Annotated in this window: 10 protein-coding genes and 2 pseudogenes; 5 read left to right on the top strand and 7 right to left on the bottom strand. The window is 36.2% G+C overall.

The window, feature by feature from the left end; all coding sequences use genetic code 11:
* Positions 1-35 precede the first annotated feature (35 nt).
* Positions 36-230, top strand: a complete 195-nt coding sequence (locus tag OPR49_RS00450) for a hypothetical protein (protein ID WP_265027120.1) — start codon at positions 36-38, stop codon at positions 228-230.
* A gap of 35 nt (positions 231-265) precedes the next feature.
* Positions 266-3,967 (top strand): hypothetical protein, encoded by a 3,702-nt coding sequence (locus tag OPR49_RS00455; RefSeq protein WP_265027121.1) that lies wholly within the window; start codon positions 266-268, stop codon positions 3,965-3,967.
* 222 nt (positions 3,968-4,189) lie between these two features.
* Here the strand turns inward: OPR49_RS00455 and OPR49_RS00460 are convergent.
* The 3 genes and pseudogenes from OPR49_RS00460 to OPR49_RS00470 all read right to left on the bottom strand — a co-directional run.
* A pseudogene (locus OPR49_RS00460) lies at positions 4,190-5,033 on the bottom strand (IS630 family transposase).
* Positions 5,034-5,109: 76 nt separating this feature from the next.
* The gene (locus tag OPR49_RS00465) at positions 5,110-6,843 is read right to left on the bottom strand and encodes an ankyrin repeat domain-containing protein (RefSeq protein WP_265027122.1); all 1,734 of its coding nucleotides are present in this window, start codon (positions 6,841-6,843) and stop codon (positions 5,110-5,112) included.
* Between the two features lie 600 nt (positions 6,844-7,443).
* Positions 7,444-8,055, bottom strand: a pseudogene (locus tag OPR49_RS00470) (hypothetical protein); the annotation flags it as partial.
* A gap of 750 nt (positions 8,056-8,805) precedes the next feature.
* On the opposite strand from OPR49_RS00470, the gene OPR49_RS00475 reads away from it, so the two are divergent.
* From OPR49_RS00475 to OPR49_RS00485, 3 genes are all read left to right on the top strand, one after another.
* Positions 8,806-9,735 carry a hypothetical protein gene (locus tag OPR49_RS00475; RefSeq protein WP_265027123.1) on the top strand — a complete coding sequence of 310 codons (930 nt, stop codon included), beginning with the start codon at positions 8,806-8,808 and terminating at the stop codon, positions 9,733-9,735.
* A gap of 236 nt (positions 9,736-9,971) precedes the next feature.
* Positions 9,972-10,151 (top strand): hypothetical protein, encoded by a 180-nt coding sequence (locus tag OPR49_RS00480; RefSeq protein ID WP_265027124.1) that lies wholly within the window; start codon positions 9,972-9,974, stop codon positions 10,149-10,151.
* Between the two features lie 32 nt (positions 10,152-10,183).
* The gene (locus OPR49_RS00485; RefSeq protein ID WP_265027125.1) at positions 10,184-12,586 is read left to right on the top strand and encodes a hypothetical protein; all 2,403 of its coding nucleotides are present in this window, start codon (positions 10,184-10,186) and stop codon (positions 12,584-12,586) included.
* A 5-nt stretch (positions 12,587-12,591) separates the two neighbouring features.
* Here OPR49_RS00485 and terL read toward each other — a convergent pair whose 3' ends face one another.
* The 4 genes from terL to hflK form a co-directional block, all read right to left on the bottom strand.
* Positions 12,592-14,124: a phage terminase large subunit gene (gene terL, locus OPR49_RS00490; protein ID WP_265027126.1), complete on the bottom strand. Its 1,533-nt coding sequence runs from the start codon at positions 14,122-14,124 to the stop codon at positions 12,592-12,594.
* A gap of 230 nt (positions 14,125-14,354) precedes the next feature.
* On the bottom strand, positions 14,355-15,830 hold the full coding sequence (locus tag OPR49_RS00495) for a DegQ family serine endoprotease (RefSeq protein WP_265027127.1): 1,476 nt from the start codon (positions 15,828-15,830) through the stop codon (positions 14,355-14,357).
* A 3-nt stretch (positions 15,831-15,833) separates the two neighbouring features.
* Positions 15,834-16,706 (bottom strand): protease modulator HflC, encoded by an 873-nt coding sequence (hflC, locus tag OPR49_RS00500; protein ID WP_182319521.1) that lies wholly within the window; start codon positions 16,704-16,706, stop codon positions 15,834-15,836.
* A gap of 2 nt (positions 16,707-16,708) precedes the next feature.
* A complete protein-coding gene (hflK, locus tag OPR49_RS00505; protein ID WP_010962866.1) occupies positions 16,709-17,743 on the bottom strand; it encodes an FtsH protease activity modulator HflK in 1,035 nt (344 codons plus the stop codon).
* Between the last annotated feature and the right edge of the window lie 133 nt (positions 17,744-17,876).

Here is a 17,876-nt window from a genome sequence, read left to right on the forward strand (position 1 = left end):
TATATTAATTACATAATATTTTTACTGGGGGCAATATGCATGGTAATAAAGGTTCAGGTTCTGAAAAACGAAGATATGGTGAGAATGATCCACCGGGAGGAGGAAAAATTGATCTAAGTAAAGTAGACCCAAAGAGAATAGATGATTTTAGAGAGAGAATTAAGCGTGAGGAAGAGAGGAGGAAGCAAAATCAATCTAGTGGTCAAGGTAGTGGCAAAAGTGGTAAGTAACAGCAAGTTTATGGTAATTTAAATAGGGGGGTGTTATGCCTAATGTAAGCGAAATAAATCAAGAATTAGTAAGGGCCTTTAATATTAATCTTTGTAAAAATGATATTGTCATGACTAATCTTACCGTACAAAATTTACATCGAAATTTTCATAAGGAAGATCATATTGTTATCTCATTTGATAAAAGTATGGGTGCTGATCAATGTATGAAGTATTTGAACGATATGAAGGAAAAAATAGTAGAGGAATTTTGTGAAGATGAGAGTAGTGCTAGTATGTCTTTTAATATAAGTTTTTTTCCTTTTAAATTTAGTAAAAAACAATTGAATAAAGATAGTAAAGGAAGGTATAAGTTTTCGGTGCCAATAGATAAAGATGTAATTTTTAATTTAAAATGTTGCCTAGCCCATGTACTTGCAAAAGATATAAAGGTGAATATAGGACACGAGTTTGGTATTGGATATGCAGAAGAAAATACCGGCTATGTAAGCTTTGACAGAAAATCTTATCTATATTGTATGCGTTTTAATGATTGGAAACTAAAAGTACGCTTTATTAATTTATTGTCATCGAAAATTGCAAGATACGGAAATGTTCCAATGGACTACTTGGAAATAATTGATAATCGTGTATACATAGAAAAAAGCATTTTTGATAATGTTGAGTTTATTAAGAACATAGTAAAAGACAAAGCATCTTTGATATGTCGTGATTTTGAGATCCCAAGTGCCGAAGATGAAGTTGTTGAGGGTCTAAAATTTTCAATAATTGATTTTATTCGCAGGGTGGGCATACCAGTTGAATTTGTACTTCGTTCTTCCTATTTAGGGAATCATGAAAACTCAATTCTAGTGCCTATTGCAAAAGACGGTAACGTTGATAGGTTTTTAACTAGGAAAGAGGTGAATAATATTAATAATATATTTGATATTAACATATTACGTGATATTGAAGGTTGTACTTCACCACAACACCTACCAGTATTTGGCAGGAGAGGAATATACGGAATAGATTTTGCTAATCAAGAGATTTCTTATTGTGTGCTGAATAAAATCATGGAAAACTCTGTAATCAACAAAGACCATGAACTGTCCATTGACCCTGAGCTTCGTTTGCAAGCATTGTCGCCTGCACAGTCGCCACTCAATTCTCCTACACATGCAGGACCGAGTGGACTAAGAACACCGCCCAACCAAAGGAAAGCAGACACAGATAGTGGTTATGATAGTAATTCACCTCCGAAACCTAAGGATTCTGTTGCGCATTCTCCAAGTGGTGGTCCAGGGCCATCGACTGAACTGTCAGATATGGAATGGGAGTCTCCCACGCGGAGTCAGGATGGAGCATTAGAGCATTCTCCCAGGCGAGGGTCAGAGCAAGGATCAGAAACGGAAAAAGAAGGACGGCTGCTGCACAATCATGTAAATTCAGCTGGAACGAGTAAAGGATCTTGGTCATCGACACAATTGAGTTTTCCTACAGTTAGTCAGGGTGTTCCAGGGCCATCTAAAGGGGGAAATCTAGGTGCTGCAGCAGCTAGTGGTAGTATCCCAGGATCCTCGTTATGGTCACAGAGTGAACCTTCATCTTGGCCATCACCGCCTCCCGCGCACGAAAATAAAAGGACGTCGTCAATGCAATTTACTAAACCAGGACCTAGTGGTTTATCATGGTCATCACCGCCTCCCGCGCACGAAAATAAAAGGACGTCGTCAATGCAATTTACTAAACCAGGACCTAGTGGTTTATCATGGTCATCACCGCCTCCCGCGCACGAAAATAAATGGATGCCGTTACCGCAACCTACCCAACTAAGACCTATTGGTTTATCATGGACACAGAGTTCTAGTGGACCTTTATCTTCATTACCTCCTCCTCTTATTCCAATTAGTGGTAGTGTTCCAGGATCCCGGCTACCTGTTTCATTTACTAGTACTCAGGACCCTGATTTATTACCGCCTCCGCCTCCTCTTATTCCAATTAGTGGTGGTAGTGTTCCAGGATCCCAGCCACCTGTTGGTAGATCTTTATCATCGAGAGGTGCTCAGGCAGGTGCTAACATTAGTGAGGAAGAAAAAAAGTTGATTAAAGCATTGCTTTATACATTGAACTTAACGAATTATACTTCTGATGGTGTTTATACTAACTTTTTTGCAAAAGATGGGAAAATTGTTAGTTTACTCCATGATACTGTTGATAGAGAGGAATATTTACAGGAGGTAAGAGATTATATAATAGAAGAGTATTGTGAAGATGAGGAAGAAGCAAGAAAACTTTACGATCTCGATGAGTTTCCATTTAAATTTTTTCCTGATCCTGATTACGAGAAAAATCAAAATGATTATGAGCCAAAAAAGACAGTTGTTGCTAATATAAGTAGTGGTGCTTTATCTAACTTAAAAACCCTTTTCAGTCAGAAGCTTGGGAAAAACGTAGATGCTATCGACATTAATTGGGTCAAAGATGTAAAGGAACGTGAAAAGAACGAATGGGTAGATTACCAGCTATCTAATGGCGATTCTCTTGAAAAAGCATGTGAGGGTTGTTTTCCTGATGAAGAGCCAATGAAAATAATTCCAGTTGCATTTGAAGGAGGTGAATACGTGCTTGACCGTATTCGTGCAAAGTGTGAAGTAGAATTGTTGTTCAGAGAGCAATCACGACGGTTTAGAGGTACATTAGTTAACGAGGAAGAAAAAGAGTTGTTTAAAGCATTGCTTTATGCGTTTAACTACAGTAATAATAATTTCGACTGCCCTGATACTAACTTTACTGTAAAAAATGGGAAGATTGCTAGTTTAATTGGTGATAGTGTTAATGTAAAAGAATATTTACAGGAGGTAAAAGATAAGACGAAAAAAGAGTATTGTAAAGATAAAAAAGAAGCCTATGATCTCAATGAGTTTCCATTTGAATTTCTTTCTAATTGTGAAAAAAACCAAAAAATGACAGTTGTTGCTAATATAAGTCGTGATGCCTTATTTAACTTAAAAAAACTTTTTATTTATGGGTATAAGAAAAAAGTGAAAATAGGAAATACCGACATTAAAATAGGAGATATCAACATTAACATTGTCGAAGAGGAAGTGAAATCTAAAAAGGGCGAATTGGTAGATTCCAAGTTGAAAGGAATAGAAAGAGAAGGAAGATATTACAGTAAGATAAAACCTAACGAAGCAGCTACAGCCTCTTATCCCGATGAAAGCGCATTAGAATATATTCTAATTGAGAAATACGAAGCTGGATATTACCTTGAACGTACTTATAAACCTTTGGAAACAGAGTTGTTTGTGAAAGATCTAGGGTATACTGAAGATAGATCAAAAGCTGGAAAGGTGAAGTCCGAAGATAATAAAGATAGCGGTATCTCTTCAGGAGAGGCAACTGATGCTGAAAACGTAAGCTCCAAAGCTGATGCAATAACAAGTAGTGGTTATGAGTCTATGGATTATGAGAATCCTAGAGGAAAATCGCCAAAACGTAAGTCTCCATGGTCTAAAGATGAAGGTAGTCCAACAAGAAAATCCTCGAGAAGCGGAAGCAATAATTCATCGTCTGAAGAATCGTTACCAGGATTTGATAGGGGGAATAATGGAAGAGGTTCGCAAAAACGTAAGTCTCAATCGCCTGTAGGTGAAGGTAATCCAAGAAAATCTCAGAAAAGAGATTCTTCACCACTTCCAAGGCTGGAGTCGTTAAGTTTGAGTAATCCCTTTGATCAAATAGATAAGTATTAGGTTTATTAATTTCACTGCTCTCAGCCACCGAAGTGTTTTATTAGGGCCAAAGTCCCTGACCCTGAAAACACTGGTGTTAATTTTTCTCATCCATTGTAAATATTGTACCGTACTATCCACTTGATCATCATAACGGGCTTCTGGGAACATTAAAATTTCGTACTCAAAATCATTGAGCCATATTGCTATAACTATAGCATTTCTCATAATAGTCCGAACAGGTCATAGGAAGGCAGAATCAACAGCACGACGAAAGGATTCGAATAGAGGAATGTTTTTCCTGGCTCTGTTTTTTATAGCAAACCAATGATGCTCAATTTTGTTAAAATCTGGAGAATACGGCGGCAGATACAAAATTTCTGCACCGACTCTTTTAGCGAGCTTTATCAGACTTATGAAAAGTAGCATTGTCGAGAATGACAGTCTGTCCAGGCTCCAAGATTGGTGTTAAAAATTGCTCAAACCATCCATTAAAAACATCCATATTACAGTGGCCTTCAAAGGTTAATGGAGCAACTATCTTTCTTCTACTTAAGGCTGCAACCATACTGATTCGTTGCGTTTTCTTTCCAGATTTTAGGGCATAAAACCGCTGTCCTTTCTGGCAATACCCATATCTCTGTGTTATCAATGCCAGACTCATCTATATACACTAAGTTTTCTGGTTCTTTTGTTGCTATAATTTTCAAAAATTCAGCACGTTTTTCTTCGTTTCTTTCCTTGTATCCATAGGTCTTTTTTTGCGCGTAAATCCAATTTTTCTGAGAGCTCGGTGGATCGTTTGGATACTAACGTTGCCCCAAAGTTTAGCCATTTCCGACAGAGTCTTTCCTCCGTTTTCTCTGACAAATTTAGCAAAGGCATCCCAGTCGGTAATTTTGTGATTGTAACCTCCATTTCCAAGTTTTTTTGATTGAAAGTCTCCTGTTTCTTTTCTTCTTTGCTGCCACTCCCATAAAGTAGTTCGTCCAATTTTAAATCTTGCTGCCACTGTTTCTCTGCTTTCTCCCTCCTCTAGCGCTTCCATTGCTTTTTTCCTTAAGTCATAACTATATGCTGCTGGCACTCAACCTCCTTATCATCGTCTATCCTTATCTTATCACATCCGGACTTCTATGAAAAGAGCTATAATTTCTTAAATCTTATCCTAAATAACCTAACCCCCTAGACCTTGCCTCGCGCTGCGGATGAACTTGCGTAAGATCAGTAGATGGAACATCCTTAGTAGTCTCTGTAGACACACTACCATTTTTCTTAAAACCTTTATCTTCTATAGCTTCCAGAACACTTTTTCCTCCCAAAAGACAGTTTTCTCCTAAACTTTTCTTCTCAGCTTTTAACTTGTTAAGCTTTGCTTTACTCTCATCACCAATTTCTACCTCTATTTTATTACTATCTTTCTCACTAGGATGTAGACAAATACTAATCTCTCCTACCTCAGTGGTAAAAGACATTTCAATGCTAACTTTTAAGATATCTGTATAATTTCTTTTTTTACCTACGCTTTCAACTTTTACTATACTTTTCCCAATTTGAATTGTGCCGCCTTTTAAATTTAACTCTTTAGCTTTTTCATGGTTTAAGATTTTCGCAGGTTCAATAATACTATCTTGTGAATATTTCATACGAAAACATTGATTATCTATCTCCACTTCCTCTAGCTTCCCCTTTTGAGCTTGTCTATCTCCGCCTACAATACCTTTATATGCTATACTCTCTAGCTTGTCTTTAATTTCTTTACATTTCTCACCGGGATTACGTATATAATCAGATCTATAATTTTGTGCTAGCTCAGTATCGCTACCGCTGGAGAAAAATTCTTCTTTTGCTTTCCCACCTTCTAACAATAAATTACTAGTGATACTTTCTGTGATGTCTAAAGCTTCATCTTTATCTTCATCGTCTTGGTCGGTAATATCATTAACCCTCCCTATATACTCTTTGGTTCCATCGCGTGGTTTCGCACAATCACTAAGAACACCTTCTATTTCTTCAAATATTAAATTTGTTACAGTTTCTTTATCATCTTTTTCATTGTCATTTTTATCATCATTACAAAGATTATCACTTGAACTACAGTTTGAATCTTCTTCTGTGTTACAATCACTCAATTTAACAGACTCTATCTGACTATCATCACCAGAGCTATTTGAACAATCATCTACCGAACCATCAGGTGTTGTTGAATTCCCTTCATTTTCATGAGAATCATCTAAATCATAACCCAAACCCTTAATAGCTTGAAGGCACTCATGTTCAGTAACATATTCAAATGGAGTCTTTCCACTTTGATCTTGCACATTTTGATTAGCTCCTTTTTCTAAAAGAAACTTTATACCGCCAGTATCGTTACGTTCAGCAACGTAATGTAACAGAGTTTTTCCATCTTGGTTTTGTAAATTTGGATTAGCTCCTGCTTGTAGAAGAAACATTATATGTTGAATATAACCGTGATTACCTAATAGATCGCTATTGTTTGCCTCATTTAAAACGTCATGTAATCTTTTACTTGAGTAATATGACAGAGTTTTTCCAGCTTGGTTTTTTACATTTGGATCAGCCCCTACGTGTAGAAAAGACGTTATACATTGAATACAATTGACATCATCTAATAGATTGATATTGATTGCTAACCAATTTACAATTTCACGTAATTCTTCATTTAAGTAATCTAACGAAGTTTTTCCAGCTTGGTTTTTTAGATTTGGATCAGCTCCTACTTGTAGAAGAGACATTATACGTTGAATATTACTGGGATTATTTAATAGACTGATATCCTGTTCTAACTGATCTAAAATATCACGTAGATCTCTAGTGCTTGATGACTGATCTGAAATATCATAATTCAATTCCTTGCTTGCTACCCCACCATGCATATTCTATAACCATTACTCACTAATTCTTTAGTGATTACCGTAATACATAGGTAAGTCAATAAAAAAATGCACCTTTCCTTCTTCAGTTCTAAGAAATTGTCAAAAGTCTCAAAAAGATGAGTTAAAAAGGGTTCTGCTTCCAACTTTTTTGCTGTAAATTTTTGCAAAATTTTAAAACTCACATCTACTCTATTATAGTATTCTTGGCAACTAATTTTATTAAAAATCTTACTATTACCCACAAATAAAGGCATGGTATTGTATTTACTCAAATAATTTTATTAACTTGAAAGATTATTAGATTAAAATTATTAAATTAAGAGTTATAATTTTAGCAACTAAAAGCTGTAAATTGTACCATATAAACAGTTATTTCAAGCAAAAGTTATACCATTAAGAACTATGCAACAAACGTTCATATTTGTGGGTAATAGTAAGGGGGAAGTTATAGAAATGACACTCAATCGCGAGGACTTCTACCAACCAGACTTTTCGTATAGCTTCTAGGTTCAACCTTTTAATTTGCCTTTGAGCGCAGAAACTCCCTAGAAATCACGCTTTTGAACTCTATATTATTTTTTGTAACATTGTCGTAGGCGTTAGATCTTGCAATGCAGTTAATCTTTCTAACGCCCTTGCAAACTCTTCTTCTGATAACTCACCACTGCCTAATTTTTCCTGCAATTCTTTTATCTCTTTGTCCAACCTCTGATTGAAACTTAAATCGCGTGCAAAAATCTTCTTGATTAACTCCTTAAGCTTATCACGCAAAAACTTAATTATCGAAAGAAGCCAATTTTTTTCTTTCTTCTCCTTGAGCATTTGGTAGATTTTCGGATCTACATCTACTTCAAAGAGGTTAAAGAGAGATTCAAAGAAATTCCAGAAATCTCCGAGTACTTTTTCTCTTTCACCATTGAAATAATCTTCATCATCTTCTCCGATATGTAGCTCTGCTTGAGATGATATTTCATCGATACAACTAGAAGCCTGACGCTCACACTCGAGCCTCCTGAGTGAATCTTGTCTGGTGAGCTCCTCTACGGCTGCTTTTAGTTCATTTAACTTCTGCTCTGCAGAGAAATCTTGCTCCCTGATTTTTCCTTGGAAGATCGAGCTACCGTTTCCGTTATTATCTGAAAAATTTTCCATTATTTTTGTCCCCTCAATAAAATTACTATCTTTATTGTTACCTGAAAAGCTTTCCACCATTTTTACTCCCTTCATAAAACTTAATAATTTAATTCTACAGTACTAAATATTTAAGAACTATTAATATAAAGATGTCAATAAAATTATTTACATTTTTACACTATATATATATTATATCATGTGCTATTTAACCTTTCAATAATATTTTTTATTTTTACTGCTTCTTCAAACTCTAGCATGCACTTTTCTTAAATTATCCTTATTAATATTTGTTTTTGCCTCTATCATCACTTTTTCTTGTAAAGTATTTGATATAGATTTTATTATACTCTTTGGCATAACATTTACAACATACTTTATCTATAAATGGAAATTATTATACTTGCAGCTAGACACAATTTGAAATAATTTACACTATAAAGTTAAGGAACGAGATCCCAGTGTCACGCACTGGGATGACAGCAGTCCTACGTCATACCGCGATTCATTCGCGGTATAGATTCCGCTAACAAGTAGCGGAATGACGAATTTTTGTTTTTCAAATTATCGTAAGTCACTTTAGCTATATCAGAGCAATAGAGGCAGTGCGTAGAGGAGCTCACCAGACAAGATTCACTCAGGAGGCTCGAGTGTGAGCGTCAGGCTTCTAGTTGTATCGATGAAATATCATCTCAAGCAGAGCTACATATCGGAGAAGATGATGAAGATTATTTCAATGGTGAAAGAGAAAAAGTACTCGGAGATTTCTGGAATTTCTTTGAATCTCTCTTTAACCTCTTTGAAGTAGATGTAGATCCGAAAATCTACCAAATGCTCAAGGAGAAGAAAGAAAAAAATTGGCTTCTTTCGATAATTAAGTTTTTGCGTGATAAGCTTAAGGAGTTAATCAAGAAGATTTTTGCACGCGATTTAAGTTTCAATCAGAGGTTGGACAAAGAGATAAAAGAATTGCAGGAAAAATTAGGCAGTGGTGAGTTATCAGAAGAAGAGTTTGCAAGGGCGTTAGAAAGATTAACTGCATTGCAAGATCTGAAACTCAGGTTACAAATGGCCGTTGTCGGATGGATTGTTACAATGTTCGCAGAGATGTTTGGAGTTGAGTTGGCGGCTGCGGTAGAGGCATCTACAGAAAAAGAAGATAAAAAAGCAGAAAAAACATCATTAAAGGAAGAAAATAAAGAAGTTTGCGAAAACGTAGAAATGAAAGTGGATGAAAGAGAAAAACCTAAAGTTCCAGTTTCCCTTTTTGAAGTTTCACCCGGATTTGTAAGGCCAATTCCTCTGAGCAAACCAGAGCTTGAAATTGTGTCAGATCCTTTGAAACATCTATTGCGTCTTACTGAGCTTGAAAGAAAATCTCATGAAAATTCACAAAAACCAAAAGTGGAAGAAGAGAAAAAAGCGAAGCAGGAGAAAGCGAGGGAAACTGAACCTGCACCTAAACAGGAAGCTCCAAAGAGGCGAATAGTACGTAAAGCAAATTACGAATCGTCTGGAGACACGAATGTAAGGATACAAGAAAATCAGGTTAATTATAATATGCAAGAAGCGGGAATGAATAAAAGCAGATGTTCTCCAGCTGATCATTTTCAAGCTCCATCGGGAACTACTGATAATGGAAAGTCTAGTGCTGATCAGCGTAATTCTGCAAGTAGTGCTCAACCACCAAGAGGATTGACTGATGATGTAAAAGTTAATAATCATGTGGATTCAATAGGAAAGACACCATCGAGGGGATAGCTAGTACTTAGATGACAAAAAAGACTGGATCCAGTGTCTGGGCACTGGGATAACACCTATGGGTTATTTGTGATGACAAAGGAGAGTGTCATTCCAGCGCGTGACGCTGGAATCTAGAAAACTGAATTTTATGAAAAAGAGTGAATAAAATTTTTTGAAAAAAAATATAAAAAAGTGCTTGCACTTAATTTTATTTTTAGTATATTAGTTACATAATATTTTTACCGGGGGTAAATATGCCAAAAGATAATTACGTTAAACCAACATATGGTGATAATAATGCACCAGGAGGAGGAAAAGTTTGCATAGATAGGACGGATAAGAGGTTTGATGACTTTAGTACAAAGTGGCAAAAGAAAGAGGAGGAAAGAAGAAAGCAAAATCAGTCTAGCAGTCAAGGTAGCAGTAAAAGTTAAAGATTTATGGTAATTTAAATAGGGAGGGTGTTATGCCTAAAATAACTAAGAAGCTGATTGAAGCATTTAATTCTAATAATCGTTTTTATCGCATTATTGATACTAATCTTATTCTAGAAAGTAGATGGAATGGAGATTTTATTGTCATTAAATTTGATAAAAACATGAATGCTGAGCAATGTACAAGTTATATGAATGACTTTAAAAGTAAAGTAATAAAAAGGTTTTATGAAACTGAAGATGATGCAGACATAGCTTTTGATATTAAATCTTTTCCGTTTAATTTAAGAAGAGGGAAATTGCAACATAGCAACAAGGGTATGAAATATGTGGTCCCTGTGAATGAAGGCACAGTTTTTAACTTAAAATGCTATTTAATGTCTTCATTTGCACGCCGTACTGAAGAAAAACTTGGAAAAATTTTTGGAGTAAGGCATATGAATAGCTCAACCGGAGCTGTGGAGTTTGATCGTAGGCATTATCTATACTGTACAGATTTTGGAAATGAAGAAATAAGAAACAAGTTTAGAGAGTTATTTCGATTAGATATCGAAAGCCATGATAATGTTCCTTCAAGCCTCTTTGAAGTTGAAGGTAATTGTGTATACATTAAGGACATTTTCAAAAATAATATTCCACTCATTAATAGCATGATAGAGCGTGATTTATGGCTCATAGGGCGTCACCTTCGGATTCCTAACAATAAGGATAAATATGTTGAAGTAATAAAGGACAGAATAATTGACTTGATTTATGCTGAATTAGGTCTTTTGGTTTACGGTGTCTTTCGTGCACCCTATTTAGGTAGTGAAGAAAATTCAGTTCTTATACCTGTTGTGTTAGGTACTGATGGGAAGTTTAGATGGCTGACTCAGGGAGAGGCAAAAAATATCAATAAAGTATTTGGTTATTCTGTATTGAATAATGTTAATAAGTGTATCACTAAGGAGCAGTTAACAGAATTACTAGGAGAAGGTTATAAGAAAGGAGTATATGGTATAAATTTTTATGATAAGGAAATCTCGTATTGTGTATTGAGCAAAATCATGGAAAGCTCTGTAATCAATGCAAAACATGAACTGTCCATTGACCCTGAGCTTCCTCGAACGCTATTAACTGAACCATCACCGACACGGGAGTCTCCCACGCGGGGTCGGAGTCAGGATCGAGTATTAGGGGAGTCTCCCAGGCAATGGTCAGAAAGAGAGGAAGAAACAGGGAGGATGTCTCAGTTGGTGCTGGAGGAAATAGATCCAAGTCAACCCACTTGTGGTCAATCACAGCTATCTTTAGGTGCTGGTGAAGGTATGCTAACAGGGGCTAGTATTGGGGATCCGTACTTTTCGCCATCATCTTCTTCACGTGTTATAACTCCTCCATTTCATTACGGAATACCGAGTAGACTAATTCTACTTACGACAAAGAATGATCCAAAGTCCTCAAGTTCTGAGTTTTTTGCACGTTCTCCATGTTTTGAAGATGTGAACATTTTGAGTATGAAATCTGAAGAACATGATAAAAGCGAGCAAGGGGCTTGCTCACAGGTAGGTGTGAGAGGATCTTTACCATTGGAAGGTGCTCAGGCAGATGATGAAAGTATGCTAATAGAGATTCGGGGTCAGCAAGTGAGATATAGGCCATCATCGATTCCTTTTCCTACAGCATGGGATAATTCAATATCCTTAAATTTTGGGGTTTTTGAAGATTCTCCAAAAGATACGGAGAACATTTGTAATGAGGAACCTGAAAAACAGCAAGTTACTGATGAAAGTGATCGAGAAAGTAGTGATGAGTGTTCTAAAGCGAAGCCACAAAAGAATGAAGCTCCGAAGAAACCTGGGAGTGGTCTCCAAAGTAAAATAAAAAGTTTCTTCTCTTTACTTTCTAAGCCTAAGCAACATGACGCAAGCTTGAAGCGACATGATGTAGGGCGTGATACAACGCGAAGTACTCCTGAAACTCCTGTAACTGAAAAATCATCTGTGTCTAAGTCATTTTTTTCATTCCCAAATAGAATAAAAGCAAAAAGTAATCCACCCTCAGGGGTGGCTTCTCCTACGCATGAAGGTGCGTCAGGTGGACTAAAACCTCTTACTAGTGACGAGAGGAAGGAACTACGCCCATTTCTTTCTCCTGAGGAGCAAAAGAAGCTAGACTCCGGATCTCTTGAGGATGCGCAGATAAAATACTTGCTGTATACTTTTGGTGGGAAAAGGGAGACACACTTATCTATAGAGAATGAAACATCACAGTTATGGCAACTTACAAAAGCACAATTACCTGATAACTCTAGTTCTAAAAAAGTTGATAGAGATAGTGGTTTTTGTTCTATGGGTTCTCCTGCTGTGCCACATAAGGGAAGTGTCTCTTCAGAGTGCAAAGAGTGTAGTGTGCAACAGGCAAAGTATATGTCAAAAGCTTTGGAGAAAAATTGAGGTTTTTAGATATATCTTAACCACCCAAGTGTTTTATTAGGGTTAGGGCCAAAGTCCCTGACCCTGAAAGCACTGGTGTTAGTTTTTCTTGTCCATTGCAGATATTGCACGGTACTATCCACTTGATCATCATGGCGAGTTTCTGGGAACATTAAAATTTCGTACTCAAAGTCATTGAGCCATACTGCTTGCTGTGGCAGAAAAACCCTGCCAGACTCTATCACCGGAACAATTTGATAAAATCGAGTGAGTTTGTCATTGTGTGGCACGATTTCAATAATGGGTAAATTACTGTTTGCTTTTGGCTCTTGTGTTAATTGTTGAACACTCGTTTTTGCTTCGATCAAAATTGCGTGTGGCGTCCATCTTGCAGCTAGTGACAGAACTTGCTCTTTAAGCTTTGGGTACTCAAGCTTTGCTCGATATACATCAAGTAAATAGAATTTATTATCTATTTTTGCCCAGGTGGTGCAGACGCTAAAGTCGCTGGAATCGTTTGTTGAAACTGCAGTGTCCCAGCTTTGAGTTACATGTGAGAGATTATCAGGGAAATTTTTATAGCGCTTTAGCCACTCTTGTTTAATTATACCACTTGAAAGCGGCAGGGGGTTTTGTTGATATTGAGCAGCAAAAGCGTAACTCCCGAGTTCAACTTTTATCATCTCAACTTCTTCTCTTCCTCCCTCCAGGGGATATAATAACTCATTCTCTTCTCTTGAGTATAATACTCTTGCAGGTAGTGTCATTCCAGCACTTGATGCTGGAATCCAGTCTTTTGCGGTTGAATTTTCTGGATCCCAGTGTCTGGGCACTGGGATGACAGGAGGGGGGGTTGGAATGACACCAGTATGGTTATTAATTGAATAAATAACCTCCTTATTTTCAGAAATCATTGGCAAACAAATGTGATGCCATATGTTTTTTGGCTTGGATAAGAGGTGCCCAGTTAAGTCTTCCAGGTGGAGCCTATGCATCACAAGCACAATTACTCCTTTTTTTCTATCGTTGAGTCTCGTTACTAAAGTCTGATCGAACCAGTTTGTGGCACGTTTTCTAAATGTTTCACTCAAAGCTTGAGCAGGGTTAAGCGGATCATCCACAATAATAAAGTCACCACCTTCACCGGTTAATGTTCCTCCAACTGATGTTGCGATTCTGTATCCTCTCTGCACTGTTTGGAATTTATATTTAGTGTTCTGGTCTTTGGATAGTTCTACCTCTGGAAATAGCTTTTTATACCAATCAGATTGCATTATGCACCTCGTATCGAGCGAATGTTTTTCGCTAAGCAACTTAGAATAACTTGCAACTATTATTCTTGCAGTTGGCTGATTTCTCAGTATCCATGCGGGCCACGCAACACTCACACATATGGACTTCATTGAACGCGGAGGCATATTGAATATTATGCGCCTTACTTCGCCAGCATTCGCTGCTTCCAGCCTGTCTGCTATGACTTTTATGTACTGATAATCATTATACTCACATCCCGGCACCACTGTTTGAAAGCACAGTTCAATGAATTTTAGAAAGTTCATGTTAGACCTCCTATAGTATCACCCAAGTAACCCCTATGGTGTTATCCAAGTGGCCGACACTGGTTCCTTTATGACGGCGTTATGCAAGTAGCTGACACTGGAATGACATCCTTTGATTTTTTATATGGTTATGCAAGAAATCTAGTGTAGATTTTTATTTATTTTATAAGATTGAAGTGTTACAGTAGCGAGCTTACAACACTACTGTTTTGTAAATTTAGTGAATAAAATTACTTCTTCAACTTTATCGAAGTAAAGAATTGATTTCCATTGCGGTAAATGAGCAACATTATTGAATCTTTACCGTTTTTCTTTACTGCTGAATCAACTTGTTTTTGAAAATCATTAGTATTTTCTATATTGGTTCCATCTAATTGGATAATAATGTCTCCTTTTTTAATACCACGCAGCGTGGCATTACTGTTACTATCTACATTGGTAACTATCACACCTTTTGTAGGATTACTTTCTTTTGATTCTTTTGGCAGGTTTGAAACAGTTAAACCAGTTATGTAATCGGATGTTGATTTATTTTCTTCTTGATTATTACCTTGACCATCATTTGCAGATTCTTCAATCACAACCTTAATATTGACCTCTTTGCTCTTTCTAAGTAACTTAATTTGTACTTTTTTTCCAGGTTCAGTTCTTGAAACCATTTGAGGCAGTTGTGTCATTCTATCAATTTTTTTATCATCAAATTCTAATAATATGTCACCCACCTTAATTCCACCTTTTTCTGCAGGGCTATCCTTTACTATACTTGCAACCAATGCACCTTTTGTATCTTTTAAACCCAAGGACTTAGCGAATTCTTTCGTTATAGGCTGAACTTGCACACCAAGCCAACCATGTTTTATTTTTTTGCCACTTTTTAATGTGTCAATAATTGACATAGCTGAATTAGATGGTATAGCAAAGCCTATACCCACATTGCCGCCAGACTCAGATGGGGAATAGATAGCGGTGTTAATGCCTATAACTTTTCCATTTAGATGAAATAATGGCCCTCCAGAGTTGCCTCTATTAATTGCAGCGTCGGTTTGAATAAATTCATTCATAGTGCCGATACTAATGTCTCTGGACCTTGCAGATATAATTCCTGTACTTACAGAGCCACCCAAACCAAATGGGTTACCTATTGCAATAACTGTATCGCCAACCCTTGTTGTATCAGAATTACCGAATGCAACAAAAGGAAGATCTTTATCAGAATGAATCTTAAGCACAGCAAGATCAGTTCTTGCGTCATAGCCTAAAACTTCTGCTTTAAAATGAGTATTATCATTCATAGTAACTGTGATATCTTGGGCGTTTTTAATAACGTGATAATTGGTTACTATGGTTCCATCTTTATCTATAATAAACCCAGAACCAAGCAACACCACCTCTCTGTTAACACTAGGGCCCCTATCCATAAAAAACTGATCAAAGTGCTCAAAAAACTCTCTAAAATCATCAAAGAAATTATTTCTTGGCATAAAGGGGGTTTTAGTTCTATTATTACTTTCTTGTTTGATTATTTGTTCGCTTGAAATATTTACAACTGCAGGAATGAGTTCTTCCACTAAATCGGCAAGTCCTTGACCACAGCTGCATGCAGGAGTGTTAGCATCAACAACTTTTTTTGCGTTCCAGTCGAACACATTAGCGTATGAAGAAAACGCAATTAAAAAACATGCAAATATAGATAAAATAATTTTCATAAACTATTTCCATCCTTTATTTAAAATATCTAAAAAGTTATTGTTTGGTGAAAGTACAAATTTAGTATTATTTTCGGCAAATGATTTACTGTAAGCGCTCATAGAGCGATAAAAGTTAAAGAACTCTTCATCGACCTTAAATGCCTCATTATAAATTCTAGTTGCTTCAGCATAACCACGGCCCCTTATTTCGTACGATTCTTTTACTGCACTAGAGATAATTTCCCTTTTTAATTTATCAGCTTTTGATCTAACTTCCTGCCCAGCTTGCTCTCCTTCTGCTCTAATTTCTTTTGCTTCTTTTTCCCTTTCAGTTTGCATACGACGAAATATTGCAGAACTATTTTCTTCTGGTAAGTCTGCTCTCTTAATTCTTACATCTATTATTTCTATGCCAAATTTTTCAGCTTCAGAATAAACTCCACGCTGAATCAATTGCATAACCTCTGATCTTTTTTCATTCAACAAGCTAATCAACGAAAATCTGCCTATATTTTCTCTTATGTGTGCTTCTATAACCGGATATAATCTTCTAACCAGCCCTGATTCATTCCTCACAGCCTGGTAAAAAATAACAGGATTTGTTATTTTATATTTTGCATATGCATCTACTATAATACGTTTTTGATCCGCTGTTATCACTTCCCTTGGGATCTTATCAGGACTTAAATCTAAAACTCTTTTATCAAGAAACTCTACACTATTTATGAATGGTAACTTAAAATATAAGCCACTTTCCCTAACATCTCTTACAACTTTACCGAGTTGTATAACTATCGCTTGCTTTGTTTCTTGCACAACAAATATTGAATTAAATAAAACAATCAATAAAACAACAAATACAGAAACAAAAACAATTTTAATATTACTACTCATGGTTATTTCCCTAAATTTGTAAGAGGTAAATAAGAAAACATACCTTTCAGATCATCAGTTACAACAACTTTGTCTACCTTACTGAAAATATTTTCCATAGTTTCAAGATAAATACGATTCTTAACGAGAGAAGGATTCTGTCTATATTCCTCATAAAGAGATAAAAAGCGATTTGCATTACCTTTTGCTTCATTTATTATTTCATTTTCATATGCTTGTGCATCTAATTTTATCTTTATCGCTTCACCCTTTGCTCGAGGTATAATATCATTATTATAAGCATATGCTTCGTTTATAGTACGCTCTTTGTCTGCACGAGCACTTTGTACATCTCTAAACGAACTGATTACTTTTTCTGGTGGATCAATTTTTTTCATTTGAACAGATAAAATCTCTATACCCATTTGGTATCCATCAAGAATCTGCTGCAATAGAATTCTAGTATCTCTAGAAATTTCTGGTCTGCCTTGACCAAGTGCAAAAGAGATCGTGTTTTTACCTATTATTTCTCTCATGGCACTTTCAGCAGCATTTTTAACACTGAAACCGGGTTTGTAATCCCGCACTTTGAATAAATAGTCCTTAGCATCTCTAACGCGCCATTGAACCTCGAAGTTAACGTTGACTATATTTTCATCTCCAGTTAGCATCACGCCTTCACCGCGATCTGTATCTCGCCCATAAGAACTACTTACCCCAATTTCTTCACGATTTACTTCCTTAACGTTCACTTTAAAAACCTTGCCAATAGGGTAGGGGAAGTGATAACGCAAACCAGGTGTTTCTGTATTAGAATATTTACCAAAGGTAAGTTCTATACTTTCCTCACTAGGATGGACAATATAAAAGCCAGTGCAAGCATAGAACAGCAAAATAATGAAAATGATGAAATAAGGTTTTTTGCCCCTGTTTCTGGTTAACCCATTAAGAAAGAACCTTATATCAGATACAGCTTTACTTAAAATATCTTCATTATTAGGAGTTTTGTTCCCTACCGGTTTCTTTCCCAGATTCCAAGGATTATTATCATCAAACATAATGATTTATTCTATAATTAATACGCTAATATTACTTCTTTAATAAGAAAATGCAAACATAAATTGCTATTTTATTTACAAATTAATCATCAGGATGGAAAACATGATCGTACACTTCCTTTTCTCTATGTAA

It is taken from the genome of Wolbachia endosymbiont (group A) of Bombylius major, assembly GCF_947251895.1.
GTDB classification, from domain to species: domain Bacteria; phylum Pseudomonadota; class Alphaproteobacteria; order Rickettsiales; family Anaplasmataceae; genus Wolbachia; species Wolbachia pipientis.

Coding starts and splice junctions, on each gene's coding strand:
- OPR49_RS00450 (WP_265027120.1), top strand. CDS start 36: ATGCATGGTAATAAAGGTTCAGGTTCTGAAAAACGAAGATATGGTGAG.
- OPR49_RS00455 (WP_265027121.1), top strand. CDS start 266: ATGCCTAATGTAAGCGAAATAAATCAAGAATTAGTAAGGGCCTTTAAT.
- OPR49_RS00465 (WP_265027122.1), bottom strand. CDS start 6,843: ATGCATGGTGGGGTAGCAAGCAAGGAATTGAATTATGATATTTCAGAT.
- OPR49_RS00475 (WP_265027123.1), top strand. CDS start 8,806: ATGCTCAAGGAGAAGAAAGAAAAAAATTGGCTTCTTTCGATAATTAAG.
- OPR49_RS00480 (WP_265027124.1), top strand. CDS start 9,972: ATGCCAAAAGATAATTACGTTAAACCAACATATGGTGATAATAATGCA.
- OPR49_RS00485 (WP_265027125.1), top strand. CDS start 10,184: ATGCCTAAAATAACTAAGAAGCTGATTGAAGCATTTAATTCTAATAAT.
- terL (WP_265027126.1), bottom strand. CDS start 14,124: ATGAACTTTCTAAAATTCATTGAACTGTGCTTTCAAACAGTGGTGCCG.
- OPR49_RS00495 (WP_265027127.1), bottom strand. CDS start 15,830: ATGAAAATTATTTTATCTATATTTGCATGTTTTTTAATTGCGTTTTCT.
- hflC (WP_182319521.1), bottom strand. CDS start 16,706: ATGAGTAGTAATATTAAAATTGTTTTTGTTTCTGTATTTGTTGTTTTA.
- hflK (WP_010962866.1), bottom strand. CDS start 17,743: ATGTTTGATGATAATAATCCTTGGAATCTGGGAAAGAAACCGGTAGGG.